Raw genomic sequence first — 17008 nt, forward strand, 5'->3', positions numbered from 1 at the left:
ATCATGCCGATCGCCCTGTGGGCGCTGACCGTCAGCGCCTTCGCCATCGGGACCACGGAATTCGTCATCGTGGGCCTGATCCCGACCATGGCCGCCGACCTCGGCGTCAGCCTGCCCTCCGCGGGCCTGCTGGTCTCGCTCTACGCGCTGGGCGTGGCCATCGGCGCGCCGGTGCTCACCGCGCTGTCGGGCCGCTGGCCGCGCAAGCAGCTGCTGCTCGCGCTGATGCTGCTGTTCACCGCGGGCAACCTGCTGGCGTGGCTCGCGCCCGGCTATGGCGCGCTGGTCCTCGCCCGCGTGCTGACCGGCCTGGCACACGGCGTGTTCTTCTCGATCGGCTCGACGATCGCCACCAGCCTGGTCCCGCGCGAGAAGGCCGCCAGCGCCATCGCGACGATGTTCTCGGGCCTGACCGTCGCGCTGGTCACCGGCGTGCCGCTGGGCACCTTCGTCGGCCAGCACTTCGGCTGGCGCGCGACCTTCCTCGCCGTGGCCGCGCTGGGCCTGATCGCCTTCGTCGCCAGCCTGGTCTTCGTGCCGCGCAAGCTCGCCCAGCCGGCGCCGGCCAGCCTGCTGCACCAGCTCGAGCCGCTGCGCCAGCCGCGCCTGCTGCTCGTCTACGCGATGACGGCGGTGGGTTACGGCGGATCGTTCATCGCCTTCACCTACCTCGCGCCGATCCTGCAACAGGTCAGCGGCATCTCGGCCAACGGCGTCAGCCTGGTGCTGCTCGTGTACGGCGTGTCGGTGGCCGTCGGCAATGTGTGGGGCGGCAAGCTCGCCGACAGGCGCGGCCCCGTCGGCGCGCTCAAGCTGATCTTCCTGGGCCTGGCCGCCGTGTTGTTCGTGCTGAGCGTGACCGCGTCGTCTCCGATCGCCGCCGTGCTGACCGTGCTGGCCTGGGGCGCCTTCGCCTTCGGCAACGTGCCGGGCCTGCAGCTCTACGTCGTGCAGCAGGCCGAGGCCCACGCGCCCAAGGCGGTGGATGTGGCCTCGGGCCTGAACATCGCCGCGTTCAACCTGGGCATCGCCGGTGGCGCCTGGGGCGGTGGACTGATCGTGGAGCGGCTTGGCCTGATGCACACGCCGTGGATCGGCGCGATCGTGGTGCTGGGCGCCTTCGCGCTGACCGTGCTGGCCGGCCGCCTGGACCGCCGATTCCCGCTGCCGCGCCGCGCGCCGGGCGCCGCGCCCGTCGTCGTCGGGCATTGAGCCAATGGCTTCTCACATCTTCTTCTCCCGGAGTTCCCCATGAACACGCCTTCCATCCCGATGCCCGCGCTCGGCCTCGGCACCTTCCGCCTGAAGGACCAGACGGTGATCGACGCCGTCAAGAGCGGTCTGTCGCTCGGTTATCGCCACATCGACACCGCGCAGATCTACGGCAACGAGGCCGAGGTCGGCCAGGCGATCGCTGAGAGCGGCGTCCCTCGCGCCGAGCTCTTCGTCACGACCAAGATCTGGACCGAATCGCTGGCGGGTGACCGCCTGATGCCCAGCCTGCGCGAGAGCCTGAGCAAGCTGTGCATGGATGCGGTCGACCTGACGCTGATCCATTGGCCGTCGCCCGGCGGCGCGGTGCCGCTCAAGGACACGCTGGAGGCGCTGGTCGAGGCGAAGCGCCTCGGGCTGACGCGTGAGATCGGTCTGTCCAACTTCACCGTCGCGCAGATGCGCGAGGCGATCGAGCTCGTCGGCGTGGAAGCGCTCGCGACCAACCAGGTCGAGATCCACCCGTTCCTGCAGAACCGCGCGGTGGTCGAGTTCGCGCGATCGCAGGGTCTTCACCTGACGGCCTACATGCCGCTGGCCTACGGCAAGGTGATGACCGACCCGGTGATGCGCGACATCGCCGCGGCGCATCGCACGACGCCGGCGCAGGTATCGCTGGCCTGGCTGCTGCAGCAGGGCTTCACGGTGATTCCCTCGTCGACGAAACCGGCCAACCAGGCCGCGAACCTGCAGGCCGGGACGCTGCGCCTGAGCGAGTCGGACATGGCCCGCATCGCCACGCTGGACCGCGGCGAACGGCTCGCCGATCCGGACTTCGCGCCGGCCTGGGACTGAGCCGAGCGGTCGGGCGACACAAGTCCTCATATCTGGAACGGTCATTCCAGAATGGCTACAGTCCGGCGCATGGGACGACCCAAGCAATTCGATCCGGACGAGGCACTGGACGCCGCGGTGGCGGTGTTCCGCGAGCACGGGTACGCGGGCAGCTCCGCCGAGATGCTGACCAGCGCGATGGGGATCGGCAAGCAGAGCCTCTACAACACCTACGGGGGCAAGTGGCCCTTGTACTGCGCGGCGCTGGGCCGATACGCCGAGGACGAGACCGGTGAGCACCTGAAGGCGCTGCGCACGGGCAAGACCGCGATGGACGGCCTGGAGCGGCTGTTCAAGCGCGTGGCCGCCACGGCCCATCAACCCTGCCTGGGCGTCGGGTCGGTGCAGGAGTTCGGCACCGACAGCGAGGGCAGTGCCGAACTGATCGAGGTGCGCGCGCCTGCCGGGCAGGCGCTGCAGGCCGCGCTGCTGGAGCGGGTGCGGCAGGCGCAGGCGGACGGCGAGCTGTCCGCGTCGCTGGATCCGAAGGTGGCCGTGTCCTTCGTGTTCGCGCAGATCGCCGCGCTGCGCCTCACCGCGCGCGGTGGCGCGGGCGAAACCGAGTTGCGCGCGTTGGCGCGGCTGTCGCTGCAGGCTCTGAGATGAGCCTGCCTTTTTTTGGCTGATTGTGGAACGAACGTTCCAGTAAAGCGGTGATTGAACCGAAGAAGGGTGAATGGCAATGACGACGGAACAGAGCAAGGCGAGGCGTGTCGCGCTGGTGTTTGGCGGCTCCCGCGGGATTGGCGCGGGGATTGTGGAGCGGCTCGCCCGCGACGGGTTTGACGTGGCACTGACCTACGTGTCGCGGCCCGATGCGGCGCAGGCCGCGGTGGCGGCGGTGGAGTCCGCCGGCGGACGCGGGCTGGCGATCCGGGCCGACAGCGCCAAGGACGCCGAGATCCGCGCGGCCGTGGATCAGGCCGTCGAGCGGCTGGGGCCGCTGGATGCGGTCGTCGTCAACGCGGGCGTGCTGCGGCACGGCACGGTGGACGCGGTGTCGACCGAGGACCTGGACCTGTCGCTGAGGGTGAACGTGCGCGGCGTGTTCCTGGCGATCCAGGCGGCGGTGGCGCGGATGCACGACGGCGGCCGGGTGATCACGATCGGCAGCAACACGGCGATCCGCACTGGCACGGCGGGCAGCAGCGTGTACGCGATGACGAAGGCGGCGGTGGCGGCGATGGTCCAGAACCTGGCGCTGGACCTGGCGCCGCACGCGATCACGGTCAACAACGTGCAACCCGGTCCGATCGAGACCGACATGACCGCGCCGTTCGCCGAGTACCTGCAGGACAAGCTGCGGCTGGGGCGCATGGGCCGTCCGGGCGAGATCGGCGCGCTGGTGTCCTTCCTGGCGGGGCCGGAGTCGGGCTACATGACGGGCGCGAGCCTGACGATCGACGGCGGATACGTGCTCTGAGGCCGGGCGACCGGTCTGCCCGGGTGGGACTGTCGACGGGGCCGTCTCCCGGCGCAGGTCGCCGCTTGGGCCATAATCCGCGCTCACCGCGGGCGTCGTATAACGGCTATTACCTTGGCTTCCCAAGCCAATGACGAGGGTTCGACTCCCTTCGCCCGCTCCACCGCCCACGCCACGCGCCGACTCTGCCACTCGAGTTCGCGATTCGACTGTCTGGCGGTGGCGGGCGCTCCTCAGCGCCCCTGCACCCCGATCCCGCGCCGATTCATGTTGGAATGCTGAACGTTTTCTGAACGTTTCCTTTCAGCAGTCCGACATGTCCGCCGCCCCACCGATCCCTTCCTCCGAGCTCACCGACGATCCCGCACCCGCCGTGCACACCGGATGGGCGCTGCTGGCCCTGGCCATCGGAGGCTTCGCGATCGGCACCACCGAGTTCGCCGCGATGAGCCTCGTGCCCTTCTTCGCGCCCGACCTCGGCATCGACGCCCCCGCCGCCGGCCACGTCATCAGCGCCTACGCGCTCGGCGTCGTCGTCGGCGCGCCGCTGCTGGCCGTCCTCGGCGCCAAGGTGCCGCGCCGCACGCTGCTGATCGCGCTGATGCTCGCCTTCGCCGTGGGCAACGGCCTGAGCGCGATCGCGCCGTCCTACCACGCGATGCTGCTCTTCCGCTTCCTCAGCGGCCTGCCGCATGGCGCCTACTTCGGCGTGGGCGCGCTGGTGGCGGCGTCGCTCGTCGCGCCCGCGCGCCGCGCCCAGGCGGTCAGCCTCATGATGCTGGGCCTCACCGTCGCGACCATCGTCGGCGTGCCGCTGGCCAACGGACTGGGCCAGTGGGCCGGCTGGCGATGGGGCTTCGGCGTCGTCACCCTGCTGGCGCTGCTCACCGCCGCGCTCGTGGCGATGCACGCCCCGCGTGACCGCGTCCGCCCCGGCGCCAGCGCCATGCGGGAACTCGGCGCCCTCGGCCGCCGCCAGGTCTGGCTCACGCTGGGCATCGCCACCATCGGCTTCGGCGGCATGTTCGCCGTGTACACCTACCTGGGCTCGACGCTGCTCGAGGTCACCCGCACCGGCCCCGGCATGCTCCCGCTGGTGCTGAGCGTGTTCGGCATGGGCATGACGGCCGGGACGCTGGTCTCGGCCTGGGCTGCCGATCGGGCGCTGATGCCCACCGTCGGGGGATTGCTGCTGTGGAGCGCAGCATCGCTGGCGCTGTACCCGTTCGCCGCCGGCAGCCTGTGGACGCTGCTGCCGGTCGTGTTCCTGATCGGCTGCGGCGGTGGGCTGGGCGCCGTGCTGCAGACGCGCCTCATGGACGTCGCCGGCGAGGCCCAGACCCTCGCCGCCGCGCTGAACCACTCGGCCTTCAACGCGGCCAACGCGCTGGGCCCCTGGCTGGGCGGCCTGGCCATCGCCGCCGGCTACGGCTGGACCTCCACCGGATGGGTGGGTGTCGCCCTGGCCTTCGGGGGATTGGCGTTCTGGGGCGTGTCGCTGGCGCTCGATCGCCGATAATCCGCGGCTTCTCTCCAGGAGTCCCGCACATGGCCGAATGGCTGCCGCCCACGCGTTACTGGGTGCTGGCGATCTTCATCGCCTCGGCGCTGTATGCGCACTTCCGCGGTCGCGTCCGCTTCAAGCTGGCGCGCGCGCTGACCGATTTCACCGTGCTGATCTCGCCGATCAACGCGGTGATGTACCTGTTCTCGCGCGCCCCGGCCACGCCCTACCTGAAGACCGCCCAGTTCCCCGAGCTCCAGCTGCTGCGCGACAACTGGCAGGTCATCCGCGACGAGGCGCTCAAGCTCAATGACGAGGGCTACATCAAGGCCGCGTCCGGCTACAACGACATCGGCTTCAACTCGTTCTTCAGAACCGGCTGGAAGCGCTTCTACCTGAAGTGGTATGACCGGGACATGGACTCGGCCAACGCGCTGTGCCCGCAGACCGTGGCGCTGCTCAAGCGCATCCCCGGCGTGAAGGCGGCCATGTTCGCGTCGCTGCCCCCGGGCGCCAAGCTGGTGCGTCACCGCGACCCGTACGCCGGCTCGCTGCGTTACCACCTGGGCCTGACCACGCCCAATGACCCGGGCTGCTACATCGACGTCGACGGCGAGAAGTACCACTGGAAGGACGGCGAGGACGTGATGTTCGACGAGACCTTCATCCATTACGCCGAGAACACGACCACGCATCAGCGCGTGATCCTGTTCTGCGACGTGGAGCGTCCCGTCCATTTCGCGCCGATCCGCTGGCTCAACCGCGCCTTCGGCAAGCTGGTGATGACCTCCGCCGCCACGCAGAACCTGGAGAGCGAGCCCATCGGCGGGCTCAACAAGTTCTTCTATCACGCGTACAAGGTCCGCCTGTTCTTCAAGGCGTTCAAGGCGAGATCGCGCACCGGCTACTACATCGTGAAGTGGGCGCTGATCCTGGGGATCCTCGCGGCGATCTTCATCTGAGCCTCAGCCGAGCGCCTTGACCACCGCCGGCGCCTGCGCGCCGAACGCGTAGGCGTCCATGCCCAGCGCGCCGAAGGTGACGCCGTCGTGGAGGCGCACGGGCGCCTCGTCGCGGCCGCCCGCGCCTGCCGCGACGTACCAGGGCAGCAGGTGCTCGTCGGTGGGATGCATGCGCACGGCGTGCGGCGCCTGCGCCCGATAGTCGGCCAGCGCCGCCCAGTCCTTCTCCGCGGAGCGTTCCGCGAACCAGGTCCGGAACGCGGCCGATTCAGGCATCTCCGGCACGCCGTCGCCGGCGGCCGTCCCGGTGATCGCCGAGCGCGTCAGCAGCCGCAGGTTGTGCGTGATGCTGCCGGTGCCCAGCACCAGCACGCCCTCGTGCGACAGCGCCTGGAGCTTCTCGCCCAGTGCGATCAGCTGCTCGGGTGTGGCGTGCGGCGTCAGCGTCAGCGGAATCACCGGCACGTCGGCGTCCGGGTACAGGTAACGCAGCGCGGTCCAGATGCCGTGATCCAGGCCGCCGTGGTCGAACACGGGCAGCGACAGCGTCTCGCCCAGTTGCTCGGCCAGCGCGCGATCCCCCGGCGCGTCGTAACGCAGCGCGGAGAGCGCGGGCGGGAAGCCGCCGAAGTCGTAGACGGCCTCGTGGCGGTCGGTGCCCAGCAGCACCGCCTGACGCGCGGTAGTGTGCGCGGAGATCGCCAGCACGGCGCGCGGCCGGCCCCAGCCGGCGTCCAGCGCCTGGCCCAGGCGGCGCAGGAAGGCGCCGGTCTCGCCCGGCTCCAGCGCGATCATCGGGGAGCCGTGCGACACGAAGAGGGGAGGGAAGACGGTGTTCATGGCCTTCATTGAACGCCTCCCGCCACGCCGCATCGTCAAAACCGGTTGCACGGACTGTTCAAGCCGATTGCATGACCACCGCTCCACGCCAGCGCGCGGGCATGCGGTTCGCTACAGTCCGCCCATGAGCGCGCATCCGTCCTCCACGTCCGCCGGCACCGCCGGGGGCGCCTCGGCCCGTCCGGCCGCCGACTCCACCACCGGACGCCGTCCGCCATCGCTGTGGCGCCAGATGGGCCTGCAGACCTGGCGCGACGCGCGGGCCGGGGAGCTCCACCTGCTCGTGCTGGCGCTGATGCTGGCCGTGGCCGCCGTTTGCGCGGTGGCCTTCCTGTCGGACCGGCTCGACCAGGGCCTGCGCCGCGACGCGGCCCAGCTGCTGGGCGGCGACGCGGTCGTGGCCAGCGACCAGCCCACGCCCGCCGCGGTGCGCGAGCTGGCCGACAAGATGCGGCTGCGCAGCGTCCAGACGCTGAACTTCCCCAGCATGGCCCGCGCCAACGAGGACCAGGGTGGCGGCAGCCGGCTGGTGGCGGTCAAGGCGGTGGGAAGCACCTATCCGCTGCGCGGCAGCCTGACGCTGAAGGACGGCCGCCAGGTCGGCGCGCCGGCGGCGGGCACGGTGTGGGTGGATCCAGGCGTGCTGAGCGCACTGGGGCTGAAGGTCGGCGACCCGGTGCTGCTGGGCGACGCGACGCTGAAGATCGCCGGTGAGATCGCCAACGAGCCCGATCGCGGCGCCGGTTTCATGAACTTCGCGCCGCGCGTGATGCTGGCGCAGTCCGACCTGGCCGCCACCGCGCTGATCCAGCCGGCCAGCCGCGTGACCTACCGCTTCGCGGTGATCGGTCCGGACCAGGGGCAGGGCACGGCGGTGCAGCAGTTCACCGCGCAGACGCGCCAGCAGATGAAGGACGGCCACTGGCGCGGCGTGCGACTGGAGTCGCTGGAGACCGGCCGCCCCGAGATGCGCCAGACGCTGGACCGCGCGACCAAGTTCCTGAACCTCGTGGCGCTGCTGGCGGCGCTGCTCGCGGCGATCGCGGTGGCGCTGGCCGCGCGTGAATTCGCCAATCGCCACCTGGACGACTGCGCCATGTTGCGCGTGCTCGGACAACCGCAGCGCCGCCTGGCCTGGGTGTTCACGCTGGAGTTCGCCACGGTGGGCCTGGTGGCCAGCACCATCGGCGTGCTGCTCGGCTTCCTGCTGCATTACGGCTTCATCGCGTTACTGGCGGGGCTGATCTCGGTGGACCTGCCCGCGCCGGGCATCTGGCCGGTGCTGCTGGGCCTGGGCATGGGCATGAGCCTGTTGCTGGGCTTCGGTTTGCCGCCAGTGCTGCAACTGGCCTCGGTGCCGCCGCTGCGCGTCATCCGGCGCGAACTGGGCCGCCCGAAGGTGGGCTCCATTGCCGTGCTGCTGGCCGGCGTGATGGGCTTCGCCGCGGTGCTCACGGCGCTGTCGGCCGACTGGCGCCTGGGCCTGGTGGCCACCGGCGGATTCGCCGTGGCGCTGGGCTTCTTCGCGCTGCTCGCGTATGGCGCGGTGCTCGCGCTGAGACGGCTCGTGCCGCAGGCCGGCGCGCCGCGCTGGCTGCTGCTGGCCACGCGCCAGGTCGCGGCACGGCCCGCGTTCGCCGTGCTGCAGGTGGGCTCGCTGTCGCTGGGGCTGCTGGCGCTGGCGCTGCTGGTGCTGATGCGCACCGACCTGATCGAGAGCTGGCGCGCCGCCACGCCGGTCAACGCGCCGGACCGTTTCGTCATCAACATCCAGCCCGAGCAGGGCCCGGGCTTCCGCGCGAACCTGGACGGCGCCGGCGTCAAGGACTACGACTGGTATCCGATGATCCGCGGCCGGCTGGTGGCCATCAACGGCGAGGCCATCCAGGCCAGCCGCTTCACCGAGGAACGCGCCCAGCGCCTGGTCGAGCGCGAGTTCAACCTGAGCCACAGCACGGCGCTGCCGTCGCACAACCAGCTCTCGGGTGGGAAGTGGACCCCCGAGGAGAAGGAGGGCGTCAGCGTCGAGCAAGGGCTGGCGGATCAGCTCGGGTTGAAGCTCGGCGACACGATGCGCTTCGACATCGCCGGCGTGCTGGTCGATTCGAAGATCACCTCGTTGCGCAAGGTGGACTGGGGGTCGATGCGGGTCAACTTCTTCGTGCTGTATCCGCGCGCGGACATGCCCGAGCTGCCGGTGAGCTACATCTCGGCCTACCGCTCGCCCACGGGCGAGGGCGCGGCGACGGCGCTGGATCGCAAGCTCGTCAACGCCTTCCCCAACCTCACGCTGATCGACGTGTCGGCGGAGCTGCAGCAGGTCCAGGGCGTGCTCGAGCAGGTGATCATGGCCGTGCAGCTGCTGTTCGCGGTGGCGTTGGCGCTGGGCGTGGTGGTGCTGCTGGTGGCGGCGGTGGGCTCACGGGACGCGCGTACGCGGGAGTTCGCGTTGATGCGCGCGTTCGGCGCGTCGAGCGCGCTGATGGCCGCGGTGCAGCGCGCGGAGCTGCTGGGCCTGGGCGCGCTCGCCGGTCTGCTCGCGGGACTCGCGGCGCAGGCGCTGGGCTGGGCGCTCACGCATTACGCCTTCGAGTTCGAATGGCAGTTCAAGCCCTGGGTGCTGATCGGCACGACCATCGGCGGCGCCGTGCTCGCTCAGCTCGCGGGCTGGTGGGCCCTGCGCGGCGTGCTGCAGCGTCCGGTGGTGCAGACGCTGCGTGAGGCGGATACGAACTGATCCCATGTTCCCCTCGCCTGCGTAGCGGGAGAGGGGTAGGGGTGAGGGCTCGTGTGAGGGCAGGGATACCTGCGAAGAGCCCTCACCCCCCGCCCTCTCCCGCTGCGCGGGCGAGGGGGCTTGGAGTGACCAGCGCTCCTTCGCGGGCGAGGGGGTAGATCAGATCAGCGCGCCGCAGCGGCGCGCTCGGCGGACTCGATCGTGTTGACCAGCAGCATGGTGATGGTCATCGGGCCGACGCCGCCGGGCACCGGCGTGATCCAGCCGGCGACTTCCTTCACGCCGTCGAAGTCCACATCACCGCACAGCTTGCCCTCGTCGGTGCGGTTCATGCCCACATCCAGCACCACCGCGCCCGGCTTGACCATGTCCGCCGTCAGCACGTTGCGCTTGCCCACCGCGGCCACGACGATGTCGGCCTGGCGCGTGAAGTGCGCCAGGTCCGGCGTCGCGCTGTGGCACACCGTCACCGTCGCATTGGCCTGCAGCAGCAGCATCGCCATCGGCTTGCCCACGATGTTGCTGCGCCCGATCACCACGGCGTGTTTGCCCTTGGGGTCGTAGCCGATGAACTCCAGCATCTTCATGCAGCCGTACGGCGTGCAGGGCTTGAAGCCGTCCTGACCCACCATCAGCGCGCCCGCGCTGGCGACGTGGAAGCCGTCGACGTCCTTCTCCGGCGCGATCGCCTCGATCACCTTGTGCGCGTCGATGCCCTTGGGCAGCGGCAGCTGCACCAGGATGCCGTGGATGGCCGGGTCGTTGTTCAGCGCGTCCACGCGTGCGAGCAGCTCCGCCTCGGTCATCGTGTCGGCGTACTTCTCGAGCACCGAATGCATGCCCGCGTCCTCGCAGGCCTTGACCTTGTTGCGCACGTAGACCTGGCTCGCGGGGTTCTCGCCCACCAGCACCACGGCCAGTCCAGGCTTCACGCCCTGGGCGGTCAGCGCGGCGGCGCGCGTGGCGACTTCGGCGCGCAGTTGCTTGGACAGGGCGTTGCCGTCGATCAGTTGGGCGGTCATGGCGAGGTACTCCGGATCGGGTTCAGAAATGCAAAGAGGCCGCGAATGCGGCCTCGGAGGATGTGGGGGGCGATCAACCCGCCTTCGCGGCCGCCGTGTTGGCGCCCAGCGCGATCTTCAGCAGATCGGCCACCGTGTTGGCGTTGAGCTTCTCCATGATGTTGGCGCGATGCGCTTCCACCGTCTTGATGCTGATGCCCAGGTCGTCGGCGATCTGCTTGTTCAGGCGGCCGGCGACGATGCGCTCGAGCACCTGTGCCTCGCGCGTCGTCAGGCGCGACAGCAGCGCGTCGCGGCTGGCCGCTTCCTGCTGCGTGGCGAAGGCGCCGCGCGCCTGGTCCAGCATGCGCTCGACCAGCGACAGCAGCTCTTCTTCCTTGAACGGCTTCTCGATGAAGTCGACCGCGCCCTTCTTCATCGTCTGCACCGCCATCGGCACGTCGCCGTGACCGGTGATGAACACGATGGGCAGCGGGCTCTTGCGCTCGATCAGTTTGTCCTGCAGGTCCAGGCCGCTCATGCCTTCCATGCGGATGTCGGCGATGAGGCAGGCGACCTCGCGCGGGTCGTAGCGGCTGAGGAAACTCTCGGCGGAGTCATAGCACTTGACCCGGTAGTCCTTGCCTTCCAGCAACCACTGCAAGGAATCTCGCACGGCCTCGTCATCGTCGACGACGTAGACATTACCCTTCTTCGGAATCAAGCTCATGGTGTTGCGGCAGTGTTGTGTGCTGTGCCCGTCCCGGGCTCGCCGCTCTTGTCCAGCGGGTTGACCGTGGCAAGCGGGGTGATGGGGGACTCCGGACGCGGAATGTCCACGGGGATCGTGAACGCGAACCGGCACCCGACGATGGACGCGCCATTGTAGAGGTTCTCGGCTCGGATCCGACCCTGGTGGGACTCGATGATGGACCGGCATAACCCTAGGCCGATGCCCAATCCATCGGCCTTCGTGGAGAAGAAGGCCTCGTACATGCGCTCGATGACCTCGACCGGCAGGCCCGGTCCCATGTCGGTCACCGAGAACTCGATGTTGGCGCCGAGCTCGGCGGTGTGCTTGGGCACGACGCGCAGCTCGATGTGGCGGCGCGACGGCGGCAGCGCCGCGTTGTCGATGGCCTCGGCGGCGTTCTTGAGCAGGTTCAGCAGCACCTGCTCGATCAGGATGGGGTCGACGCGCATCACCGGCAGCCGCTGCGCGACGTAGGTATGGATCTGCACGTTGCGCCGGCGCAGCTCGATGCCCGCCAGCTCCACCGAGTCCTCCACGATCGACGCCGCGAACGCGGGCTGGCGCTGCGGCTCGCTCTTCTTCACGAACGCGCGGATGCGATGGATGATCTGCCCGGCGCGCTGCGCCTGCTTGGCGGTCTTCTCCAGCGCGACGATCAGATCGTCCTTCTGGATGTTGTCGCCGCGCACGCGCGACACCATGCCGTTGCAGTAGTTGGTGATCGCGGTCAGCGGCTGGTTGAGCTCATGCGCGACGCTCGACGCCATCTCGCCCATCGTGATCAGGCGGCTGGTGACCTGCGCCTTCTCGGCCTGCTGCTGCTGCTGGGCCTCGGCGTGACGGCGCGCGGTGATGTCCGTGGCGATCAGCATCTGCGCCAGGCGGCCGTCGGTCCACTGCAGGTAGCGGGCGCGGACGTCGAACCACATGTCGAGCTGCGCGATGAAGACCTCGCGCGAATCGCCGCCGACCTCGGTCAGGTGCTGCGCGGGCAGGCCGCCGTAGTCGTCCACGTCGCCGTCGACGTCCTCGTCCAGCCCGGCAACGGCGGGCGGCGCATCGGCGAAGGCGGTGTCCTTGGTGCTGGTCGCGCCGGTGAGCTGCGAGCCCGCGAGCATCGCGTGGCCCTTGGGATCGGCGCCGAACCACAGCCGGTAGCTGCGGTTGGCGAAGAGCAGCTCGCCCTGCTGCACCGACAGCACCGACACCGCCGCGTCCAGACCCTCGAGCACCGTGGTGAAGCGCTCATGCGAGGCCGACAGCTGATCGCGCACCCGCTTGGCCTCGGTGATGTTGGTCATCGAGGTCATCCAGCCGTTCTGCTTGCCCTTGGGGTCGATCAGCGGCGAGACATACATGCGCGCGTCGAAGATGCTGCCGTCCTTGCGCATCACCTTGACCTCGGAGCCGCCCGCGGGGCTGCGGCCCTGCATCTCCTGCTGCAGCAGGCGCAGGTTCTCCTCGTAGCGGTCGGGCGGCCAGTAGGGGAAGGGCGGCTTGCGGCCGATGAGCTCCGACTCGGCGAAGCCGGTCATCGCGCAGAAGGCCGGGTTGACGTAGCTGATGCGCGTCTCCAGGTCCATCGCGCGCATGCCGGTCAGCATGGAGTTCTCCATCGCGCGCCGGAAGTTGGTCTCCGCGGCGAGCGCGTTCTGCACCTGCGCGCGCCGGCGCATGTGCTTCCACGTGCCCAGCAGCATCCAGACGGTCAGCACCGACAGCGCCATCACCATCCAGAACAGCGTGTTGGAGATCAGCCCGATCGACGTGCGGTAGCCCTGGCCGCGCAGCACCAGGCCGGGCGCCGGCGCCATCGGCACCTCGTAATAGATCGGCGCGCGCGTGATGCGCTTGCCCGGCATCGGCGTCACCGTGCTGGCCACGACCTGCTCGCGCGGGTCGAGCACCGCCACCGCGTGGCGCGAGGTCAGCTCGTTGGGCACCGAGTAGCGCAGCAGGCCCTCGACCGCGTACTCGGCGATCAGCACGCCGGCGAAGCCGTTGCGGTCGCTGAGCGGCATCTGGATCTGGAAGACGGTGGTGTTGTTGGCGTCGGCGAAGGACGCCGAGTAGACCCGCGTGCGGCGGTCGCGCGCGGCCTGGAAGGCGCGCTCGGGCTCGCTGTTGGCGTGGCCGTTGGGCATCGACGGATCGCCGCCCTCCAGCGTCATCAGCGTGTCGGCCTGCTCGCCGATCGCCGCGACGCTGACGCGGCGCTCGCGGCGCGCGTTCAGCCAGGTGATGTGGGTGATCTCGGGCCGGTTGCGCGCGATCGCCATCGCGCGTTGCGTGAACTCGAGGTTGTCGATGGCGCGGTTGGCCAGGTCGCGCTGCAGCGGGATCAGCTGGTCCTCGTTGTCGATCAGGCGCGAGCGGATCTGCTGCTGCGCCATCTCGGTGTCGCGCTTGACGGCCTCGGCCTCGCGTTCGATCTCCTCGTTGCGCAGGTACCAGAAGGCCGAGACGATCGCCGCCAGGAACAGCACCACCGACAGCAGCGGGCCCAGCGTGGCGAATCGGTCCTGCCGCGACGGGGACTGCCGGCGCCACCACGCCGAGACCAGGCGTTTGACGGGATTCAGGGCGCGGCGCGAGAAGCCTTGGACATCGAGGCGGGACAACATGGGCGCGATTATCCCGGCGCCTCGCGTGCCACCCGGCGCGTGGCGCCTCGGACATTCCCGATGCGGACATTCCCGGATCGCATCGTGAAAGACATCCGTCACGAAAACGCCCCGTCACGGCCTTCTAAATTTCACGATACGGAAACGCATCGCGCTATTTGGAAAATCGTGGGCTTATGCGACACTCCGCCGCCATAGCCCTTCCGGAGGGTGTCGATGCATGCGCGTTTCCTTAAGCTCGGGCAGGATGGCCTGTTCGGAACGGACGCCCGCGAGCGCGGCTTGCCCCGTCCGAAGGCCGTGATTGAGACACAGGAGACAACACATGTCCGCGCAGCCCCAGTCGTTCCTCGGCGCAGCCGCCAATGACACCGACGCCCTCGAAACCAAGGAATGGCTGGACGCCCTGTCCGCCGTCATCGGCGAGGAGGGCGGCGATCGCGCGCACTTCCTGCTCGAGACCTTGATCGACCACGCGCGCCAGGCCGGCATCGACGTGCCGTTCTCGGCCACCACCGCCTACGTCAACACCATCCCGGCCGACCAGGAAGAGCGCTTCCCCGGCAACATCGACATGGAAGAGCGCCTGCGCGCCTTCATGCGCTGGAACGCGATGGCGATGGTCGTGCGCGCCAACCGCCTGCATCCGGAAGACGGCGGCGACCTGGGCGGCCACATCTCGAGCTTCGCCTCGCTGGCGACGATGCTGGGTTGCGGGTTCAACCACTTCTGGCACGGCGATGACGGCATCCACGGCGGCGACCTGCTCTACATCCAGGGTCACAGCGCGCCCGGCATCTACGCCCGCGCCTTCCTGGAAGGGCGCATCACCGAGGACCAGCTGAACAACTTCCGCCAGGAAGTCGACGGCCAGGGCCTGTCGAGCTACCCGCATCCGAAGCTGATGCCCGAGTTCTGGCAGTTCCCGACCGTGTCCATGGGCCTGGGCCCGCTGATGGCGATCTACCAGGCGCGCTTCCTGAAGTACCTGCACGCCCGCGGCATCGCCGACACGTCCAAGCGCAAGGTCTGGGTCTTCCTGGGCGACGGCGAGATGGACGAACCCGAATCGCTGGGCGCGATCGGCCTGGCCGCGCGCGAGAAGCTCGACAACCTGATCTTCGTCGTCAACTGCAACCTGCAGCGCCTGGACGGCCCGGTGCGCGGCAACGGCAAGATCATCCAGGAGCTCGAGGGCGAGTTCCGCGGCGCGGGCTGGAACGTCATCAAGCTGATCTGGGGCTCGTACTGGGATCCGCTGCTGGCGCGCGACAAGCAGGAGCTGCTGCGCAAGGTCATGATGGAGACGCTGGACGGCGACTACCAGGCCTACAAGGCCAATGACGGCGCCTTCGTGCGCAAGCACTTCTTCGGCAAGCACCCCGAGCTGCTGAAGATGGTGGAGAACATGTCCGACGAGGACATCTGGCGCCTGAACCGCGGCGGCCACGACCCGCAGAAGGTCTACGCGGCGTATCACAAGGCGGTGAACACCGTCGGCCAGCCGACCGTCATGCTCATCAAGACCGTCAAGGGTTACGGCATGGGCAAGATCGGCGAGGGCAAGAACACCGCGCACCAGACCAAGAAGCTGCAGGACGAGGACATCAAGGCCTTCCGCGACCGCTTCAACATCCCCATCCCGGACAGCGAGCTGGCGAAGATCCCGTTCTACAAGCCGGCCGACGACACGCCCGAGATGCAGTACCTGCATGAGCGCCGCAAGACGCTGGGCGGCTACCTGCCCAAGCGCCGTCCGCAGGCGGAAGAGTCGCTGAAGGTGCCCGAGCTGGCGACCTTCCAGGCCGTGCTCGATCCGACGGCCGAGGGCCGCGAGATCTCCACGACGCAGGCCTACGTCCGCTTCCTGACCACGCTGCTGCGCGACAAGGACCTGGGTCCGCGCACGGTGCCCATCCTCGTGGACGAGGCGCGCACCTTCGGCATGGAAGGCCTGTTCCGCCAGATCGGCATCTACAACCCCGCGGGTCAGAACTACACGCCGGTCGACAAGGACCAGGTCATGTACTACCGCGAGGACAAGGCCGGCCAGATCCTGCAGGAAGGCATCAACGAAGCGGGCGGCATGGCCAGCTGGATCGCCGCGGCGACGTCGTACTCGACGAACAACCGCGTGATGATCCCGTTCTACGTCTACTACTCGATGTTCGGCTTCCAGCGCATCGGCGACCTGGCCTGGGCCGCGGGCGACATGCAGGCGCGCGGCTTCCTGCTGGGCGGCACGTCGGGGCGCACGACGCTGAATGGCGAAGGCCTGCAGCACGAGGACGGTCACAGCCACATCCTGGCCGGCACGATCCCGAACTGCATCAGCTACGACCCGACCTTCGCGCATGAGGTGGCGGTGATCCTGCACTCGGGCCTGAAGCGCATGGTCGAGAACCAGGAGAACGTCTACTTCTACCTGACGCTGCTCAACGAGAACTACCCGATGCCGGGCCTGAAGGCCGGCACCGAGGAGCAGATCCTCAAGGGCATGTACCTGCTGGAAGAGGCCGTGCAGCCGCAAGGCGCGCAGCCGCTGACGGTGAACCTGCTGGGCTCGGGCACGATCCTGCGCGAGAGCCAGGCCGCCAAGAAGCTGCTGGAAGCCGACTGGGGCGTGGGCGCCAATGTCTGGTCCTGCCCCAGCTTCAACGAGCTGGCCCGCGACGGCCAGAACGCCGAGCGCTGGAACCTGCTGCACCCGACCGAGCTGGCCTGCGTGCCGTACGTGACGCAGCAGCTGAGCAAGGTGCAGGGTCCGGTGATCGCGTCGACCGACTACATGAAGAACTACGCGGAGCAGATCCGCGCCTTCATCCCGGCCGGCCGCTCGTACAAGGTGCTGGGCACCGACGGCTTCGGCCGCAGCGACTTCCGCTCCAAGCTGCGCGAGCACTTCGAGATCAACCGCCATTACATCGTCGTCGCCGCGCTCAAGAGCCTGGCCGACGAAGGCAAGATCCCGCAGGCCAAGGTCGCTGAAGCCCTGAAGAAGTACGGGATCAACGTCGACAAGATCAACCCGCTGTACGCCTAAGCGTCGGACTCGGA

12 protein-coding genes and 1 tRNA gene are annotated in these 17008 nt (G+C 69.1%); 9 read left to right on the plus strand and 4 right to left on the minus strand.

Going from position 1 to position 17008, the window contains the following annotated elements; genetic code table 11:
* Positions 1-3: 3 nt before the first annotated feature.
* The 7 genes from ACNI65_RS04750 (at position 4) to ACNI65_RS04780 (ending at position 5995) form a co-directional block, all read left to right on the plus strand.
* The gene (locus ACNI65_RS04750; protein WP_416761481.1) at positions 4-1212 is read left to right on the plus strand and encodes an MFS transporter; all 1209 of its coding nucleotides are present in this window, start codon (positions 4-6) and stop codon (positions 1210-1212) included.
* Positions 1213-1251: 39 nt separating this feature from the next.
* A complete protein-coding gene (gene dkgB, locus ACNI65_RS04755) occupies positions 1252-2067 on the plus strand; it encodes a 2,5-didehydrogluconate reductase DkgB (protein WP_416761482.1) in 816 nt (271 codons plus the stop codon).
* Positions 2068-2136: 69 nt separating this feature from the next.
* Complete coding sequence (locus tag ACNI65_RS04760) at positions 2137-2712, plus strand: TetR/AcrR family transcriptional regulator (RefSeq protein WP_416761483.1); 576 nt, start codon at positions 2137-2139, stop codon at positions 2710-2712.
* 76 nt (positions 2713-2788) lie between these two features.
* The gene (locus tag ACNI65_RS04765) at positions 2789-3529 is read left to right on the plus strand and encodes an SDR family NAD(P)-dependent oxidoreductase (RefSeq protein WP_416763571.1); all 741 of its coding nucleotides are present in this window, start codon (positions 2789-2791) and stop codon (positions 3527-3529) included.
* Positions 3530-3617: 88 nt separating this feature from the next.
* A tRNA-Gly gene (locus ACNI65_RS04770) sits at positions 3618-3692 on the plus strand.
* A 153-nt stretch (positions 3693-3845) separates the two neighbouring features.
* The gene (locus tag ACNI65_RS04775) at positions 3846-5048 is read left to right on the plus strand and encodes an MFS transporter (protein ID WP_416761484.1); all 1203 of its coding nucleotides are present in this window, start codon (positions 3846-3848) and stop codon (positions 5046-5048) included.
* Positions 5049-5077: 29 nt separating this feature from the next.
* On the plus strand, positions 5078-5995 hold the full coding sequence (locus tag ACNI65_RS04780) for an aspartyl/asparaginyl beta-hydroxylase domain-containing protein (RefSeq protein WP_416761485.1): 918 nt from the start codon (positions 5078-5080) through the stop codon (positions 5993-5995).
* Between the two features lie 3 nt (positions 5996-5998).
* On the opposite strand, the gene ACNI65_RS04785 is transcribed toward ACNI65_RS04780, so the two are convergent.
* Entirely contained in the window at positions 5999-6835 is an 837-nt protein-coding gene (locus tag ACNI65_RS04785) for a dioxygenase (protein WP_416761487.1), read from the minus strand.
* A 232-nt stretch (positions 6836-7067) separates the two neighbouring features.
* Here ACNI65_RS04785 and ACNI65_RS04790 point away from each other — a divergent pair, with 232 nt between their 5' ends.
* Positions 7068-9572: an ABC transporter permease gene (locus tag ACNI65_RS04790; protein WP_416763572.1), complete on the plus strand. Its 2505-nt coding sequence runs from the start codon at positions 7068-7070 to the stop codon at positions 9570-9572.
* 164 nt (positions 9573-9736) lie between these two features.
* Here ACNI65_RS04790 and folD read toward each other — a convergent pair whose 3' ends face one another.
* The 3 genes from folD to ACNI65_RS04805 all read right to left on the minus strand — a co-directional run bounded on the left by folD (position 9737) and on the right by ACNI65_RS04805 (position 13951).
* Positions 9737-10594: a bifunctional methylenetetrahydrofolate dehydrogenase/methenyltetrahydrofolate cyclohydrolase FolD gene (gene folD / locus ACNI65_RS04795; protein WP_416761488.1), complete on the minus strand. Its 858-nt coding sequence runs from the start codon at positions 10592-10594 to the stop codon at positions 9737-9739.
* Between the two features lie 73 nt (positions 10595-10667).
* Positions 10668-11303, minus strand: coding sequence for a response regulator transcription factor (locus ACNI65_RS04800; RefSeq protein ID WP_343631297.1), 636 nt, complete (start codon positions 11301-11303; stop codon positions 10668-10670).
* Positions 11300-13951: a PAS domain-containing sensor histidine kinase gene (locus tag ACNI65_RS04805; protein ID WP_416761490.1), complete on the minus strand. Its 2652-nt coding sequence runs from the start codon at positions 13949-13951 to the stop codon at positions 11300-11302. Before ACNI65_RS04805 ends, ACNI65_RS04800 begins: the two co-directional genes overlap by 4 nt.
* A gap of 325 nt (positions 13952-14276) precedes the next feature.
* On the opposite strand from ACNI65_RS04805, the gene aceE reads away from it, so the two are divergent.
* On the plus strand, positions 14277-16994 hold the full coding sequence (aceE, locus tag ACNI65_RS04810) for a pyruvate dehydrogenase (acetyl-transferring), homodimeric type (protein WP_416761491.1): 2718 nt from the start codon (positions 14277-14279) through the stop codon (positions 16992-16994).
* The last annotated feature ends 14 nt before the right edge of the window (positions 16995-17008 follow it).

It is taken from the genome of Roseateles sp. So40a, assembly GCF_048081605.1.
Classification (GTDB): domain Bacteria; phylum Pseudomonadota; class Gammaproteobacteria; order Burkholderiales; family Burkholderiaceae_C; genus Roseateles.